We start from the raw sequence: 15,366 nt of genomic DNA, 5'->3' as shown, positions 1-15,366 counted from the left end.
CAAAATTTTGAGATAAAATTACAAATTTATATTATGCATGCATAATGAATTTTTCTTTCATTTACACTTTAAAAGTCTACATATGCCGTTAGTAGAAAGCACATATACTCCCCCGGTCATCTTTCGAAATTATCATATTTCGACTGTCTATTCGGCTTTAATCCGAAAGGTGCCTTTACATCAGGATAGGGAGCGAATAGATCTTGAAGACGGCGATTTCCTCGACCTGGACTGGAGCTTTTCTGAAGAAAGATCTGAAAAGGTTCTGGTGGTGATCCACGGCCTCGAGGGAAGTGCAAAGCGTCCCTACGTAACGGGTCTCGCAAAATATTTTAACTCCCATGGCTGGGATGTTGCTGCAATGAACCTGCGTGGATGCAGCGGAGAACTAAACAGGCACTTTAGGTCCTACCACGCCGGCGCCACAGGTGACCTGCAGGAGGTGGTAGAGCATATTCTCAAAAAGGATAAATACCAAACCATAGCTTTTAACGGCTTCAGCCTTGGCGGAAATCTTATGCTGAAGTACCTGGGCGAAAAAAGGGAAATTCCGGAGCAGATCAAGGCGGCAGTGATGGTCTCTGTCCCCTGTGATCTCCACGGAAGTCTCCAGCAACTTCAAAAGAAAGAAAACTTCCTCTATGCAAAAAGATTCCTCTACAAATTGAGGGATCATCTCATGGTGCGGGCAGAAAATTTTCCTGATAGATTGACAAGGCAAGAAATTGAAGCTTGTAACAGTCTGCTCGATATAGACAATTTATATACCAGTAGAGCCCATGATTTTGAGGATGCACTTGATTACTACACCCGGAACAGCTCGCGCCAGTTCCTCGAAAATATCAAAATTCCAACCCTCATTATCAATGCGCAGAATGACGGCTTTCTTTCACCTGACTGTTATCCTGAGGCAATAGCCAAAAAGAGTGAGTTTCTCTTTCTGGAGACTCCTGCACATGGCGGGCATGTTGGGTTCCTCCAGAATAAAAAGGTGACCTACAATGAAGAAAGAGCCCTGGAATTCCTGGGATCCCGCATTTGATCTTTATGGAATGTTAAACCCCAAATGACCAGCGCCAAAAAGTAATAACTTTATGATTTACTATGGTCCCAACTCCCGATAAGGAATATATCTCAAAACTAAGATCGGCCGGTTTTTTCACAAAAGGCCTGGTTTATATTCTTGTAGGGGTGCTTACATTCATGGCTGCTTTTGGTCTCGGCGGAGATGTCACCAGCACGGGTGGAGTAATCAGCTTTCTTCTTGACCTGCCTCTTGGAAAAATTCTGGTTGGATTGGTTGCTTTAGGTCTTTTTGCATACACCTTATGGCGACTGGTACAGGTGTGGTTAAGACCCAAAAAGAACGGAGGAAAAAAACCTAATAACTGGAAGGGAGTTTTAACGAGGATGAGATATTTCTATTCGGCAATTTTTTATGCCGTCATCGCCTATTCTTTTGCAGAACCTTTGCTGGATGAACTGTTCGAAAATAATACCCAGGCAAATCCCGACGATGGCAATGAACAGGAAAAAGCGGCCCTGGGAGAGCTCCTAAGTCAGGATTATGGTTCCTCCTTAATTTGGATCGTTGCTCTTGTAGTGGCGGCCCAGGCTTTCATGCAGTTCCGCCTGGCTTATTCAGCAAAATTCATGAAGAAGATCGACAAATACCCCGATCTAAGACATGAATACGAATTCATAAGGAAATCTGGGCGATTTGGATATATTGCAAGAGGAGTGGTATTTGGAGTGATCTCTTTTTTCCTCATCAAGGTGATCTTACTTCATAATGCAGAAGTCTATAAAGGCACAGAAGGAGCACTGCAATACCTGTTGAGCTTCTCTTACGGATCGCTTTTACTCGGCGCCACTGCGACAGGTCTTATTGGCTATGGGATCTTCAACATGATGGTTGCACGGCACGCCCAGCTCACTACCTTACAGTAAGCTAAAAAACCCACCACCCCTTTGCACTGCTTCAGAAATCTGTATCTTTGTGCATCATTAAAATCACCCTATGATTCAGTCCATGACCGGCTTTGGAAAAAGCGTTTTACAGCTTCCATCCAAAAAGATCACCGTAGAGATCAAATCCCTTAACAGTAAGAATCTGGATCTTAATGCCCGCATTCCTTCTCAATACCGCGAGAAGGAGCTTCAGTTGCGCAATAAGATCTCCCGGGAGCTTACCCGCGGAAAAGTGGATTTTTCAGTCTACGTCGAAGTAACCGGGGAAGAAACCACCTCTGCAGTGAATACTGCGGCTGTAAAAAAATACATGGCGCAGCTTCGCGAGATATATCCGGCAAGCGATGTTGACCTGCTTCAAATGGCGGTGCGCATGCCCGATTCTTTTAAAACTGAAAGAGAAGAGATCGACGAAGATGAATTTAAAGCGATCGAAGAAGCTGTAGAGGAAGCATTGAGAGAGATCAATGATTTCCGTTCGGCTGAAGGAAAAGCACTTGAAGAAGAACTGGAGCAAAGAGCCGGAAATATTCAGGATCTTCTTAAAAAAGTCATCGAAATGGATCCGGAAAGAATTGCAGGAGTTCGCGAACGTCTTCATAAAGGAGTAGCTGAACTCAAGGAAAATATAGATGAGAATAGGTTCGAACAGGAGTTGATATTCTACATTGAAAAATTTGATATTACTGAAGAAAAGGTGAGGCTGGAAAATCATATGGATTACTTCCTGAAGACCCTTAACTCTTCAGATTCCAATGGAAAGAAGCTCGCTTTTATTTCTCAGGAAATGGGCAGGGAGATCAACACCATTGGTAGTAAATCCAATTATGCACCTATGCAACAACTTGTGGTGCAAATGAAGGACGAGCTGGAAAAGATCAAAGAACAACTTTTAAACGTACTGTAATGGCCGACGGTAAATTGATTGTCTTTTCGGCACCATCGGGATCGGGAAAAACAACGATAGTAAAGTACCTGCTTGCACAGGAGGAACTCAACCTGGAATTCTCTATTTCAGCCACCTCCCGTGAACCCAGGGGGACTGAAGTTCATGCTAAGGATTATTACTTTTTGAGCTTAAGAGAGTTTAAAGACAAGATCAAAAATGATGAGTTCCTGGAGTGGGAAGAGGTATACCGGGACAATTTCTACGGAACTTTAAAGGCAGAAGTAGAACGTATTTGGTCCCATGGCAAAAATGTCATTTTTGACATCGATGTGGTAGGCGGTCTTGACATCAAGAACATCTACCCTGAAAAAACTCTGGCGGTTTTCGTAAAACCACCGAGTATCGAGGAATTGAAGATAAGGTTAAAGAAGCGGGAAACCGAGTCTATGGATAAGATCAATATGAGAGTGGCCAAAGCCTCTATTGAACTCGCTACGGCACCACAATTTGATCATATTATCATCAATAATGATCTCAATACTGCTTTGGAAGAAGCCTATACTTTGGTTTCGGACTTTGTGGGAGCTACTAAAGTCTCAAAAAAGTGAAAAAAAGAGTAGGTCTTTTTTTTGGCACTTTTAACCCTGTACATGTAGGGCATCTTATCCTGGCAAATCATTTATTGCAGTACTCAAACCTCACAGAGGTTTGGATGGTGGTAACACCTCATAATCCCTTTAAGAAAAAAAGCAGTTTGCTTAACGACCATCACAGGTTTGAAATGGTGTGGCAGTTATGCGAGGAATATCCGGATATTAAACCCAGCGATATTGAATTCAAGCTTCCGCAGCCAAACTATACAGTCAACACATTGGCCAGACTCGAAGAGAAATATCCCGACTATGAGTTCGTACTTATCATGGGAGAAGATAACCTGAAGAGTTTTCCAAAATGGAAGAATTATGAGGTCATTTTAGAGAGACATGACGTACTGGTTTATCCAAGATATTCGGAAGGAGAAAATCATCCCGACCTACTCGATCATCCCCGCATTACACTCACCGATGCACCCCGGGTTGAGATCTCATCAACCTTCATTAGAAAGGCCATAAAAGAAGGGAGAGATGTTCGCCCGTTGCTTCCTCCAACGGTTTGGAAGTACATTGATGATATGAACTTTTACCGATAAAAAAATTGCCCCCGGAGTTTGGAATCCGAGGGCAATTCTTCACTAACTAACCAACCAAAAAAGATTAAACTCTTCTATAAATAATCTTTCTACTTCTATAACGTAGATTTGTTCCCAATCGTACACGATTTTTGACCTTCAATATGTTAAAGTTTTAATGATTGTGAACAGCTTTTAAAATTTTCTTTGCTACAGCAGTTCTTCGCAACCCCTTTATTTTCCTTATTTTTGGAGGCAGAATCTAAAAAAATATGGAGAGATCGCCGAAATTCGCCGTAATTGGTGGAGGAAGCTGGGCTACAGCTAATGTTAAGATGCTTTGCGAAAACCTGGATGAAGTGACCTGGTATATGCGCAGCGTATATGCAATAGAACACATTAAAAAGCAGGAGCACAATCCCAACTACCTTAGTTCGGTCGAATTTGATATCACCCAATTGCATCTCACCAACGACATCAATGAAGCTGTAAGGCGTGCAGATTATTTAATTTTTGCTATCCCATCGGCCTTTTTAAAGCGGGAACTTGATAATTTAACCGAATCACTTGAAGGCAAAGTGATTTTTTCAGCTATTAAAGGTATAGTTCCGGAAACCAGTTTGATAGTAGGAGAACACTTCCACAAGACCTACAATATCCCTTACGAGAACATTGGAGTCATTACCGGTCCATGCCATGCGGAAGAGGTTGCCCTCGAGCGGCTTTCTTATCTCACTATTGCATGTTCTGATGAAGAAAAGGCCAGGTTCATGGCTAAATATCTCAGCAGTGATTACATCAACTGCAAAACGAGTGATGATATTGTAGGAACAGAATATGCCGCAATGCTTAAAAATATTTATGCAATTGCTGCAGGAATCGCTCACGGCTTGGGTTACGGGGATAACTTCCAGAGTGTGTTGATGAGTAATGCCATAAGGGAGATGAAAAAGTTCATTAAGAAGGTGCACAAAATGAAGCGGAACATAAATGATTCTGCCTATTTAGGAGACCTTTTGGTGACAGGGTACTCGATCTTTAGCCGCAACAGGATGTTCGGAAATATGATCGGGAAAGGATATACTGTAAAGAGCGCTCAAATGGAAATGAGCATGGTAGCCGAGGGTTATTATGCCACCGATAGCGCCTATAAAATAGTTCAGGAAACAGGTGCAAAAACGCCTATAATCAATGCCGTGTATGGAATTCTCTACCAGGGTAAAGAACCTAAAAAGGTGTTCAAGAAGTTAGCGGAGAAACTGGATTAGTTAGTTATTCGTTAATTGGGAATATTGCAAAAAGGATCAATATTTCCAATTAACTAATAACTATTCACCAATCCACTACTTCAGCAGCACCCCTTTCTTCTGCATCACCGGCAGCTCCTGAAGCGCCTTTTCGTTGATGCTATTCTTTCTAAAAATGAATTTTTTGTGAAACATTTTTCCTTCAGCAAAGAAGGATACAGAAAATTCATTGTTGAGTTGCAGCACATCATCCTGTAGAAATTCTACTTTAGCGAAAGATTGAGGCGGCAATTCAGCAATTGTGTGCCTCATGGTAGAAGTCTCTTTTTTACCATCATAGCCTTTGCTCACGATTAGAACACTTTCTAAAGTCTCTTCCCTGTCATTGATGAGATAGGCATTCCAGTCAAGAGTTTGATATTCCCCATGCTTTTCGCGCACGGCAGCAACATAAACATCTTTTACTTCAGGAATTTGGATGTCTTTTTTCACTGCTATTCAAATCGGCTTTTTACTTTACGCCATAACCACCAGATGATGCCCAGGGCGACAAGTAAGAGAACTGCACCTACAGCAAGTTCAATAATTTCCACAACGATCATTACAATGATCACCGCCAAAAGAATAAGACCAAGAATGACTACTCCAATAGTTTTCATATAGACGATTTAAACTGTTCCAGGAACCTCATGTCGTTCTCATAGAACATGCGAATATCTCCAATTTGGTAAAGCAGCATTGCTATCCTTTCTATCCCCATACCAAATGCAAATCCCGAATACTCTGCAGGGTCTATGTTACAGTTGCGAAGCACATTTGGATCTACCATCCCGCAGCCCATGATCTCCAACCAACCGGTACCTTTTGTAATACGATAGTCGGTTTCGGTTTCAAGACCCCAGTAGATATCAACTTCTGCACTCGGTTCTGTAAACGGAAAATAAGAAGGTCGCAACCTTATCTTGGACTTTCCGAACAACTGCTTAGTAAAGTACAATAAAGTTTGCTTCAAATCTGCAAACGAAACATTTTTATCTACATACAAACCTTCTACCTGGTGGAAGATACAGTGCGAACGTGCCGATATAGCCTCATTCCTAAAAACTCTTCCGGGAGAGATGGTTCTTATTGGTGGCTTGTTGTTTTCCATGTACCGCACCTGTACAGAAGAGGTGTGGGTACGCAAAAGCACATCGGGGTTTGTTTGAATAAAGAAGGTATCCTGCATATCCCTTGCCGGGTGATACTCGGGAAGGTTCAAAGCAGTAAAATTATGCCAGTCATCTTCCATCTCGGGACCTTCAGAAACATTGAAGCCAATGTTTGCAAAGATCTCGATGATCTGGTTCTTTACTATGGAAATAGGATGACGTGCACCGATCTCAACCGGCTCCCCGGGACGTGTAAGGTCACCATAGACCCCTTTTTCCTCTTCCTTGCTCTCGAGCTCTTCCTTAAGCTGCTGCACTTTGTTGTTCGCAGCATCCTTAAGCTCATTCACTGCCTGCCCAAAGGCTTTCTTCTCCTCATTCGGCACCGACTTGAATTCAGCAAAATACTGGTTCAAAATGCCCTTTTTGCCAAGGTACTTAATACGGAAATTTTCTACTTCCTCTTTAGTTTTAGCTTGAAAAGCCTCAATTTCAGAGATATGCTCCTTTATGGTTTCTGTCATGGTCCCTATTCTTTAGGAAGCGCAAATTTAGGAAAATAATGCGGCACTCACCACAGGCATTTCCGTTTAAGCCACCCTTTCAAAAATGCTATTTTATATAATCTTTTTCCAGGAAATAGTGAACAATAGCTTCTTTCATAAGCACCTGTTGTTCTCCAGCCTTTAACTGTGGAAGGTTTTCAACTACCTTATAATGCGGCCAGCCTTCATCGTCAAAATAATCAAATTCATAGTAACCATAAGGCTCAAGAAGTCGGCATATCGCAATGTGCATTAGGTCCAGCTTATGGTCCTTTTTAAATTTCCTGTGTATCTGGCCCAATTCCTGAAGGCCAATAAGGTATATTATGGCATCGAGCTCCAGCTTTTCCCCATCGGCAAATTGCTGTGAGAGCTTTTGCTCCACTTCAGCCCAACGTAATTTTAATTGTTCATCTCTAGACATTTTGCAAAGATAATTACTAAGAACGGGAAATTGCTATCTTTGAGAACATGAATATCCTCGATCTGCTCCTCACGATCTTTATACTTACAGGTCTCGTAAGAGGACTCTTTAAAGGTTTCTTTGTTGAACTGGCAGGTCTGCTTTCACTCCTGGGAGGGATTTACGCCGCCATACATTTCTCAGGTGCCACCTATATTTTCCTGGACAGCTTCCTTGATTGGAGTGACAAATTGCTGTCAATTGTTTCTTTTGCGCTTACTTTTTTTATTGTCGCCCTGGTCATTTCCCTTGCCGGGAGCTTTCTCACAAAAATGGTGCACATGGTTGCCTTAGGGATCATTAATAGATTGGCAGGTGGTGCTTTAGGGGTGCTAAAAATGGCATTTTTGGCAAGTATTTTTATCATGTTCATCGAACGCTTCGACGTTTTTACTGCAGAAGAAACCACAAAAGAAGAATCTATACTCTACACCCCGGTGAGAGCAATAGCCCCTGCTATTTTGCCAACAATTATCGAAGAGATCAAAGAAGGGGATCTTTTTGAAACTTCTTCCGAAGCTGAAGAGGACTCTGAAGAACTTCGATAAGATCTTTTTTCTGAAAAAACATACCTAAAAGAAAAATCCGGCAGGAATACTTAATTCCATACCGGATCTGTCTTATTATCTTCAGCAGTTAAGCCGAACGAAATCTTCTTATAGCAGGCTTACTTTTCCAGTGGAGATTGAGTACACTCCCCCTACAATTTTGATCTCACCTTTATCTTCCATCTCCTTTAGGATCGGACTCTTTTCTCTGATCCTTTGCATGGTAAGCTTCACGTTGTTCTCAACAACACCGGCCACAAAAGAGTCATTTTTGGAACTTCTTTCTCCATCTGTTTCTGTCGCTTTTACAGCAGGTTTGATATTTCCAAGCAAGTGCGTAATGTTGCCAAGCTCCACATCATCACAAGCCGCTTTAACTGCTCCACAAGCTTCGTGACCCAGTACAAAAACAAGCTTACTTCCTGCTACTTTACACGAGTACTCCATACTCCCCAGGATATCTGTATTCTCAAAGTTCCCGGCTACGCGGGCAACAAAAATATCTCCTACTCCCTGGTCAAAAACGATCTCTACAGGCACTCTCGAGTCAATACAGCTTAGCACAACTGCTTGTGGCCACTGTCCTCCGCTGGTTTGATCGATCTGGCTTGAGTAATCTCTTTGATGCATTTCTTTCCCGGTGAATCTCTCATTACCGGCCATTAATGCATCAAGCACCTTATCTGGAGTTAAACTATCTTGTTTTTCTTTATTTATAATGTCTTTGATCATGATGTATGTTTTAATGTTTTACAATTAGTTGTAATTAAATAATGTCGGTTTTTTTTTAAGCTGTTTTCGGCTTTAGAAAAAACTGCTGGTAACTCGCCGGATTCTCCACAGTACCTCTTTCAGAAATGATCTTAATGTTTATGTTCTTTTCCTCTGCCTTGATCTTGAAATCGTCGAGAATTTCTACGATATCACTATCCAGGTAATGAGTTCTGGTCACATCCATGATAAGATATGAATTTTCTTCAAGTTTGTTTAATTCTTTAATGATCGCTCCCTTATTTATAAAGGTAACTTCTTCCGCCAGGGTCATCTTCACTGTCTTACCTCCGTTTTGTACATCTTCTTTATGAAGAAAGTAAGAGTTCTGGTAACTCTTGATAAGGATCACACAAATCCCAACCAACAATCCTAAAGTGATTCCCACGAGAAGATCTCCAAAGATAATACCTGCCACAGTTACCATGAACGGCACAGACTGTTTCCAACCGGCTCTATACATCTGCACGAAAAGCTGCGGTTTGGCAAGTTTATACCCTACCAGGAAAAGCACAGCGGCAAGAACAGATAATGGTATAAAATTCAGAACCGTTGGAATAATGATCACGGAGATCAATAGTAAAAAACCGTGAATGATAGCAGATAGTTTTGTTTGTCCGCCAGACTGGATGTTGGCCGAACTCCTTACGATCACCTGAGTAATTGGCAAACCTCCAATGAAACCTGAAATCAGGTTTCCTGTACCCTGAGCAAACAATTCACGGTTCGTTGGCGTGGTTCTTCTGTGAGGATCAAGTTTATCTGTTGCTTCAACACATAAAAGCGTTTCAAGACTGGCAACTAATGCAATGGTAAAAGCAGTGATCCAGATCTCCATATCACCTATCATTCTAAAAGAAGGAAAGGTGAACTGGCCAATGAACGAGTCAAAACTATCAGGAACCGGAACGTTTACCAGAAACTTCTCATTGATTGCAAACATTTCTGAATCCCGTGTAAGAAGATAAAAGATAATACCCACTACTACTGCGACCAGCGGCCCCTGGACTAATCTAAAGATCTTGCTTTTTTTAGTGAGCACGGCATCCCAGAGAATGAGAATTCCCATACCAATAAAGGCAATAAGAGTAGCTCCCGGGCTTATCCCTCTAAACAGGTATCCCATTTCATCAATTGAGTACAGATCTCCAATATTACCATCGTACCCAAAAAAGTGTGGGATTTGTTTAATAATGATAATGATCCCAATACCCGTTAACATCCCTTTAATCACGGATGACGGGAAATAATAGCCAATAATTCCGGCTTTAAGGACTCCAAATAAGATTTGGATCACTCCTGCCAAAACTACGGCCAAAAGAAAGTCCTGGTAACTACCCAGGCTAACAATAGCGGCAAGAACGATCGCCGCCAATCCGGCAGCAGGACCGCTTACCCCTACATTGGAACCACTCATGGCTCCTACTACTATTCCACCGACAATTCCGGCAATTAAACCTGAAAATAATGGCGCGCCACTGGCCAGGGCAATACCAAGACATAATGGTAAGGCGACAAAAAATACAACAATACTGGCCGGCAAATCACTTTTGAGGTGCTTGAACATAAATATAAATACGTTTACTGGCAGGGATTAACTTTTAAATCCTGCCATAGATTATTAAAACTATAGTTGAAAATTCGACCCGAAGTGAGAAATATCCATATATACTCTCAGGGCCCCGAGCAGGTAGCCACAAGACAGCGGATCTAAAAACGGAAAATATTTATGCAGTTTTGGGAGGGGGAGAAGTCACTTCGAGGTATACCTTATGGTAATCTTCCTTATAAGAATATCTTTCTTTTTGATGCGTTCTCAAATATTCTATACTCGCATGGTTAGAATAGATCTCTTCCACCAGGGATTCAAAAGAAACGGTATTCTTTGAAGAGTTCTCTTCCTCGTTTGCCGTAAAAGCAAAGGACACATCCACAGAGTCATCAATAAGAGAGATGATAGTGGGTCCTGCAACAAAACTCAGGAAGATAAAAGATAATATGTAAGCGACTTTTTTCAAAGGTGACAAAAATAGCATTTTTAAAGGATGTGCCAAAGTCTACACTCTTAAAAATTCGCTCTAACCCTGAAATGACGCGGGATTCCGATTCTTTTTTACTATTAGAGATAAGTAAAATTGATGACGATCAAGTAGTGACCCGGTCCAAAGATGTAGTTGAATTACAACCTTCTAAGACCCGTTTGATCCATCCACCCTGTACTACCGTTGGGAAGTTCTATCTCGACCCAACCCTGAAAATCTTCGGTAATTTTAACTTTTGCCCCTTCATGTAATCTGAAAGCTTCTTCTGAAGCAGGCGAAGGTTCTGTCTTCACCTCCACTTCTTCAGAAAAGACTATTGCGTAAATATTATCCTCCTGAAGTCCTTGTTTGGTAAATCCTATTACTGCTGAAGCAATTGCCATTGCGAGAAAAAACATACTGCCAATAAAAAGCAGTCTTTTAACTACCGTTCTACTGCTAAAGTAGTACACGAGGAAGAAGACGACGAACGCCAGCATACAGAACACCGCAACCCAGCCCCAACCCGAAGCAGAAAATGCAGTAGTTGAGCTTTCAAAAAGGCCATAAAAACCTTTGCTTTCCTCCTGCCCCAGTGCATCTATCGTCATGTTGCGGGCAAAGCTTAAGTTATTAATAATGTCTTCATCTCCCGGCTCCAGTTGCAGCGCCTTTTCATAGTGATATATACTGGGAGCAATATTATTTATTTTGTAATAAGAATTTCCCAGGTTAAAATGTACTGCAGCCGAGGTCTCTCCATTAGCCAGGATCTGCTCATATTTCTCAATGGCTTCTTCATAACTGCCGGCACCATAAGCTTTATTAGCAGCCTCAAAAAGTTGAGAATTTTGTGCTATTCCGGTGAAGCTGAAGAGAACAGCCAGTAAAAAGATCAGCTTATTCATACCTGTTTATCAATTTCAGAGATTACACGTACCGCCTTGTCATAGTCCTGCTGCATCGCAACATTTGAAGCAGGAGTATAGCGGGCAAATTCACAGCTCTTAAGTAGTTCAATAAATTCAGTCACAGTAGTTGCATCCACTCCGCGACTTTCGAGCAACTCCTTTATTCTCTCCTTGCTCATCTCGCTGGTCTGTATATGCAGTTTAGCCTTAAGATAGTTATGAAGGGCCCTCTCAAGCGACTCATAAAATTTCACCTGATCTCCCAGATTCTTTTTAGCTTCTGAAAGATATTTACGGGCAAGTTTATCTGCTTTTCTAATCCTGTTCCCCCGCACATCACCTGCTATTGCCTTTCTTCGGTTGCCGAATATGATGGCTAGCGGAATGAACAGCAGCGGAGTTAAGAACAGGCTCCAGAACAAAGTTGAACCTATGAATGAAGTCTCCCCAATTGATTTTAAGGAGGTGTTTAATTTAATATACCTGAATTGATTTGTAGCCGAAGGCACCTGTTGAGCGATCGCTCCTGTACTTCCCGATGCTGTTTGGCTACCGGCAGGTGGCGCATCGACATCAAGCAGAATTTCTTCTGAAGTAAGAGTTTTATAGGTCTGGGTGTTCAAATCAAAGTAACTGAAGCTCACCGGAGGTATAGCTAAATTCCCCTGCGCCTGTGGCACCAGCATATATTGATTTGTAATTCTTCCCTGCATTCCGCTAAGGGTCGTATTTACGTTCTCCACATACTCCGGCTCGTACTTTTCCATTGAAGAAGGAACAGTTAACGGAGGCAGGTCGAATAACTTCAGGTTCCCCTGACCACTGACTTCCACCGTAGCCTGCAGGGATTCTGTAGCCCGTAATTCGGTTTTATTGGTAGTGACTTTTAAATTCAGGTTTTTACCCACGGCGCCGGTGAAATCGGCAGGGCGACCTTCCTGAGGTAAGGGCTTAACCTCAATAACCCGGTTTCCTGCGGCCACAACTTTATCTACCGTCTCATAGAACCTGTTCCCAAAAATATCCCTCCGGTTGCCGGGAACCTCAACAGAAATATTCAGTGTGAGGGGTTCGATATTCAGCTTTCCTGTTTTCTGCGGATATAACACTGTCTTTCTTAGGACTACAAAGCGATACGGTTCTCCTTTATAAGTGCCGTTCTCCACTTCAAGTCTTCTAATATCTATATTCTGGCTCCAAAAGTCACTAAACTTCGGGTTGTCCAATTGTCTCCAGTCACTCACGTTGATACGCGGGCTCACATACAGCTTGTAAACTACTGTAATAGCTTCGTTGAGATAAGGATTGGTATTGGAGATCTCGGCTACCAGGTGAATATTTTCTGAAGCTATATATTCTGAATTCTCCCCATCTGTAGGTTGATCTACGGCAGCGGTGACTTCTACCTGTACAGGTGAGGTTTTGTATATTTCACCATCTATGGTGATCTCTGCCTGGCCAATAGTGAATTTTCCACGGCCCTTTGGTGCAAGAAAATAGCTGTAGGTTTTGGAGTAACTTCTCTTTCCGTTGATCCAGCTATTACTTACAGCCTGGTTGGGACCACCAACCACTGTAAAACTGGAGAATTCCGGCGGATTAAAATTATCGCCATCCTCATTCATCACAAAGTCCACCCTAAGGCGTTCATTGACCCCGAGCTTATTTTTACTCACCTTGGCCTCAAACTGCACCTGACTAGTAGCAAGGCCTGAGACCATTAACATCACTAAAAGTAACAGTTTATGCTTCATTTTAATTACCAGTCTTTTTCTGTTTGTACAGGAACTCCTTTGGCTTTTTTGGCGTTTATCCTTTCCTGAACTTTCTTTTCTTCATTACCCATGGCTTCCAAAAGGTTCTTTACCTGTTGTGGAGAAAGTTGCCCGGGCCGTTGCTGAGGCTGCTTTGGCTCCTGCCCTTCCTTTGGCTGCTCCTGCTTCTTTTGTTCTTTGTCATCGGGCTGTCCGGCATTATCTTTCTTTTGATCGCCTTCTTTATTTTCGTCTTCTTTCTTATCTCCGCCTTCCTGCTCGTCGGGCTTTCCATCTTCACTTTGTTCTTTCTCCCCTTCCCCGTCCTGTTGATCCTGTTGATCCTGCTGCTTTTGTTGGTCCTGCTGGTCTTTGTCCTTACTATCTCCACCGCCTCCCTGCTTTTGTTCCTCTTCAAGCATCTTTTTCGCCAGGGCAAGGTTATAGCGGGTTTCGTCGTCATTAGGATTGTTCCGCAGAGACTGCTTGTAAGCTTCGACAGCTTCACTGTATTTCTTTTGCTTCATGTAAGCATTCCCCTGGTTGTGAAAAGCATCATGTTTTAAAGGCTTTTCTTCAGCCGTAGTTGCAGCACCGCGGTGTCGTTCCAAAGCCTGACTGGTAATATCTTTATTGTAGTAGAGATTTCCCAGGTTGTATTTGGCTTCAGCATTTGAAGGATCTTTTGCTATGGCTTTCCGGTAGTAAGCTTCAGCAGTAGCCATATCATTATCGGCCAGGGCGGCTTCCGCTTCCTGCATGTACTTTTTTGCTGCTTTGGTTGCAGCATCGGGCGCTTCCTGTGCTTCAGCAAAAAAAGGAAGCATAAAAAGAATACTCAAAAATGCCATTTTTGGCAAGTATTGTTTAAATGTCCTTTTCATCATCAGCTTCTTTTTTCATTAAACAAATTTAACCTTTTTAACCAGGCTGTCTGTCTTTCAAGCAAGAGAACATCCAGAAGTAAAAATAGTAATCCCAGCCCTAAGAACCACTGGAACTGGCTCTTATATTCGGCTATTTGTTGAGATTCAAATTCCTTTTTGTCCATATTCTGAAGGATCTCTGTAACCTCTTCCACCACCTGCGAAGTCACCCTTCCATCCACATACCTTCCATTGGCGGCACTTGCGATCTCTTTTAAGGTTTCTTCATCGAGACGGGTGATCACAGTCTCCCCCTGGTTATCTTTTTTATAATTCTGAATGACTCCATTTCTCTTAATAGGTATAGGCCCACCTTTTTGAGTACCTACACCAATGGTTACTATCCTTATTCCCTGGCGGGCAGCTTCAGCAGCAATTTCTTCAATATTTCCCTCGTGATCTTCCCCGTCACTTATAAGGAACAAGACCCGGTTGGTCTGTTCATCATCATTAAAATAGGTTTTTGACATTTCTATGGCCTCCTTTATTGCAGTTCCCTGCGAGGAAAGCATTTCTGTATTCATATTCTGCAGGAACATTTTTGCGGCAGCATAATCTGTAGTAATTGGCAGCTGCGGAAAGGCGCTTCCTGCATAGGCAATTATTCCTACCCTGTCGCTCGCCAGGTTGTTAATGATCTGGGTCACCAACTGCTTTGACTTCTCAAGCCTGTTTGGCGCAATATCTTCGGCGAGCATACTCTTGGAGACATCAATGGCAAAGACCACATCGACTCCTTCCCTTTTAACAGTTTCCAATTTTGTGCCAAACTGTGGGTTCACAAGTGCTATGACAAAACTGGCTAGCGCCAAACACAACAGGATGATCTTCATCACCTGTTTTCCTGTGGACCGGTTGGGGCTAAGCTTATCCAGCAGCTCTTTGTCGGCAAATTTTTTCTGGGTCTTTTTTTGCCAAAAGATCACCATGAGATACAACAGTACAATGACAGGTATCCCAACCAACAACCACAAATAAGTTTTATCTTCTAACAAAAACAT

Annotated in this window: 18 protein-coding genes; 7 read left to right on the top strand and 11 right to left on the bottom strand. The window is 42.3% G+C overall.

The features are described 5' to 3' along the window. Nucleotides 1-82: 82 nt before the first annotated feature. From ACXYMT_RS03070 to ACXYMT_RS03045, 6 genes are all read left to right on the top strand, one after another. On the top strand, nt 83-1,042 hold the full coding sequence (locus ACXYMT_RS03070) for a YheT family hydrolase (RefSeq protein ID WP_459057618.1): 960 nt from the start codon (nt 83-85) through the stop codon (nt 1,040-1,042). Between the two features lie 62 nt (nt 1,043-1,104). Continuing rightward, nucleotides 1,105-1,950, top strand: coding sequence for a DUF1206 domain-containing protein (locus ACXYMT_RS03065; protein WP_459057617.1), 846 nt, complete (start codon nt 1,105-1,107; stop codon nt 1,948-1,950). A 70-nt stretch (nt 1,951-2,020) separates the two neighbouring features. Next, on the top strand, nt 2,021-2,878 hold the full coding sequence (locus ACXYMT_RS03060) for a YicC/YloC family endoribonuclease (protein ID WP_459057616.1): 858 nt from the start codon (nt 2,021-2,023) through the stop codon (nt 2,876-2,878). Beyond that, nucleotides 2,878-3,468, top strand: a complete 591-nt coding sequence (gmk, locus tag ACXYMT_RS03055) for a guanylate kinase (RefSeq protein ID WP_459057615.1) — start codon at nt 2,878-2,880, stop codon at nt 3,466-3,468. The genes ACXYMT_RS03060 and gmk overlap by 1 nt, the downstream gene beginning before the upstream one ends. Then, nucleotides 3,465-4,049: a nicotinate (nicotinamide) nucleotide adenylyltransferase gene (nadD, locus tag ACXYMT_RS03050; RefSeq protein ID WP_459057614.1), complete on the top strand. Its 585-nt coding sequence runs from the start codon at nt 3,465-3,467 to the stop codon at nt 4,047-4,049. Before gmk ends, nadD begins: the two co-directional genes overlap by 4 nt. Nucleotides 4,050-4,300: 251 nt before the next feature. Then, entirely contained in the window at nt 4,301-5,296 is a 996-nt protein-coding gene (locus ACXYMT_RS03045) for an NAD(P)H-dependent glycerol-3-phosphate dehydrogenase (RefSeq protein ID WP_459057613.1), read from the top strand. Between the two features lie 75 nt (nt 5,297-5,371). Here the strand turns inward: ACXYMT_RS03045 and ACXYMT_RS03040 are convergent, their stop codons facing one another. The 4 genes from ACXYMT_RS03040 to ACXYMT_RS03025 form a co-directional block, all read right to left on the bottom strand. After that, nucleotides 5,372-5,767, bottom strand: coding sequence for a hypothetical protein (locus ACXYMT_RS03040; protein WP_459057612.1), 396 nt, complete (start codon nt 5,765-5,767; stop codon nt 5,372-5,374). Nucleotides 5,768-5,769: 2 nt separating this feature from the next. After that, complete coding sequence (locus ACXYMT_RS03035) at nt 5,770-5,934, bottom strand: hypothetical protein (RefSeq protein ID WP_459057611.1); 165 nt, start codon at nt 5,932-5,934, stop codon at nt 5,770-5,772. Beyond that, nucleotides 5,931-6,950 carry a phenylalanine--tRNA ligase subunit alpha gene (gene pheS / locus ACXYMT_RS03030; protein WP_459057610.1) on the bottom strand — a complete coding sequence of 340 codons (1,020 nt, stop codon included), beginning with the start codon at nt 6,948-6,950 and terminating at the stop codon, nt 5,931-5,933. Before pheS ends, ACXYMT_RS03035 begins: the two co-directional genes overlap by 4 nt. Before the next feature lie 88 nt (nt 6,951-7,038). Next, nucleotides 7,039-7,395: a hypothetical protein gene (locus ACXYMT_RS03025; RefSeq protein ID WP_459057609.1), complete on the bottom strand. Its 357-nt coding sequence runs from the start codon at nt 7,393-7,395 to the stop codon at nt 7,039-7,041. 47 nt (nt 7,396-7,442) lie between these two features. Between ACXYMT_RS03025 and ACXYMT_RS03020 the strand changes: the two genes are divergently transcribed. Then, the gene (locus ACXYMT_RS03020; RefSeq protein ID WP_459057608.1) at nt 7,443-7,982 is read left to right on the top strand and encodes a CvpA family protein; all 540 of its coding nucleotides are present in this window, start codon (nt 7,443-7,445) and stop codon (nt 7,980-7,982) included. A 108-nt stretch (nt 7,983-8,090) separates the two neighbouring features. Here ACXYMT_RS03020 and ACXYMT_RS03015 read toward each other — a convergent pair whose 3' ends face one another. The 7 genes from ACXYMT_RS03015 to ACXYMT_RS02985 all read right to left on the bottom strand — a co-directional run bounded on the left by ACXYMT_RS03015 (nt 8,091) and on the right by ACXYMT_RS02985 (nt 15,366). After that, nucleotides 8,091-8,714 (bottom strand): carbonic anhydrase family protein, encoded by a 624-nt coding sequence (locus ACXYMT_RS03015; RefSeq protein WP_459057607.1) that lies wholly within the window; start codon nt 8,712-8,714, stop codon nt 8,091-8,093. A 55-nt stretch (nt 8,715-8,769) separates the two neighbouring features. Further along, nucleotides 8,770-10,320 (bottom strand): SulP family inorganic anion transporter, encoded by a 1,551-nt coding sequence (locus ACXYMT_RS03010; RefSeq protein WP_459057606.1) that lies wholly within the window; start codon nt 10,318-10,320, stop codon nt 8,770-8,772. A gap of 160 nt (nt 10,321-10,480) precedes the next feature. After that, nucleotides 10,481-10,780 carry a hypothetical protein gene (locus tag ACXYMT_RS03005; protein WP_324719693.1) on the bottom strand — a complete coding sequence of 100 codons (300 nt, stop codon included), beginning with the start codon at nt 10,778-10,780 and terminating at the stop codon, nt 10,481-10,483. A gap of 152 nt (nt 10,781-10,932) precedes the next feature. Continuing rightward, nucleotides 10,933-11,682, bottom strand: a complete 750-nt coding sequence (locus ACXYMT_RS03000) for a tetratricopeptide repeat protein (RefSeq protein ID WP_459057605.1) — start codon at nt 11,680-11,682, stop codon at nt 10,933-10,935. Next, entirely contained in the window at nt 11,679-13,439 is a 1,761-nt protein-coding gene (locus ACXYMT_RS02995) for a BatD family protein (RefSeq protein ID WP_459057604.1), read from the bottom strand. The genes ACXYMT_RS03000 and ACXYMT_RS02995 overlap by 4 nt, the downstream gene beginning before the upstream one ends. Before the next feature lie 5 nt (nt 13,440-13,444). Beyond that, nucleotides 13,445-14,326, bottom strand: coding sequence for a tetratricopeptide repeat protein (locus tag ACXYMT_RS02990; protein ID WP_459057603.1), 882 nt, complete (start codon nt 14,324-14,326; stop codon nt 13,445-13,447). After that, complete coding sequence (locus ACXYMT_RS02985) at nt 14,326-15,366, bottom strand: vWA domain-containing protein (RefSeq protein ID WP_459057602.1); 1,041 nt, start codon at nt 15,364-15,366, stop codon at nt 14,326-14,328. The genes ACXYMT_RS02990 and ACXYMT_RS02985 overlap by 1 nt, the downstream gene beginning before the upstream one ends.

Source organism: Salinimicrobium sp. CAU 1759, assembly GCF_054482715.1.
Note: the sequence above shows the minus strand (reverse complement) of the source record. Positions and strands in the feature narration are given on the sequence as shown.

What these genes read in the sequence shown, in the direction of transcription:
- ACXYMT_RS02990 (WP_459057603.1), bottom strand. Translation starts at nt 14,326, where the DNA reads ATGATGAAAAGGACATTTAAACAATACTTGCCAAAAATGGCATTTTTG.
- ACXYMT_RS03045 (WP_459057613.1), top strand. Translation starts at nt 4,301, where the DNA reads ATGGAGAGATCGCCGAAATTCGCCGTAATTGGTGGAGGAAGCTGGGCT.
- ACXYMT_RS02995 (WP_459057604.1), bottom strand. Translation starts at nt 13,439, where the DNA reads ATGAAGCATAAACTGTTACTTTTAGTGATGTTAATGGTCTCAGGCCTT.
- ACXYMT_RS02985 (WP_459057602.1), bottom strand. Translation starts at nt 15,366, where the DNA reads ATGTTTTTGTTAGAAGATAAAACTTATTTGTGGTTGTTGGTTGGGATA.
- ACXYMT_RS03000 (WP_459057605.1), bottom strand. Translation starts at nt 11,682, where the DNA reads ATGAATAAGCTGATCTTTTTACTGGCTGTTCTCTTCAGCTTCACCGGA.
- ACXYMT_RS03060 (WP_459057616.1), top strand. Translation starts at nt 2,021, where the DNA reads ATGATTCAGTCCATGACCGGCTTTGGAAAAAGCGTTTTACAGCTTCCA.
- ACXYMT_RS03025 (WP_459057609.1), bottom strand. Translation starts at nt 7,395, where the DNA reads ATGTCTAGAGATGAACAATTAAAATTACGTTGGGCTGAAGTGGAGCAA.
- gmk (WP_459057615.1), top strand. Translation starts at nt 2,878, where the DNA reads ATGGCCGACGGTAAATTGATTGTCTTTTCGGCACCATCGGGATCGGGA.
- ACXYMT_RS03020 (WP_459057608.1), top strand. Translation starts at nt 7,443, where the DNA reads ATGAATATCCTCGATCTGCTCCTCACGATCTTTATACTTACAGGTCTC.
- ACXYMT_RS03070 (WP_459057618.1), top strand. Translation starts at nt 83, where the DNA reads ATGCCGTTAGTAGAAAGCACATATACTCCCCCGGTCATCTTTCGAAAT.
- ACXYMT_RS03015 (WP_459057607.1), bottom strand. Translation starts at nt 8,714, where the DNA reads ATGATCAAAGACATTATAAATAAAGAAAAACAAGATAGTTTAACTCCA.
- pheS (WP_459057610.1), bottom strand. Translation starts at nt 6,950, where the DNA reads ATGACAGAAACCATAAAGGAGCATATCTCTGAAATTGAGGCTTTTCAA.
- ACXYMT_RS03065 (WP_459057617.1), top strand. Translation starts at nt 1,105, where the DNA reads ATGGTCCCAACTCCCGATAAGGAATATATCTCAAAACTAAGATCGGCC.
- ACXYMT_RS03010 (WP_459057606.1), bottom strand. Translation starts at nt 10,320, where the DNA reads ATGTTCAAGCACCTCAAAAGTGATTTGCCGGCCAGTATTGTTGTATTT.
- ACXYMT_RS03035 (WP_459057611.1), bottom strand. Translation starts at nt 5,934, where the DNA reads ATGAAAACTATTGGAGTAGTCATTCTTGGTCTTATTCTTTTGGCGGTG.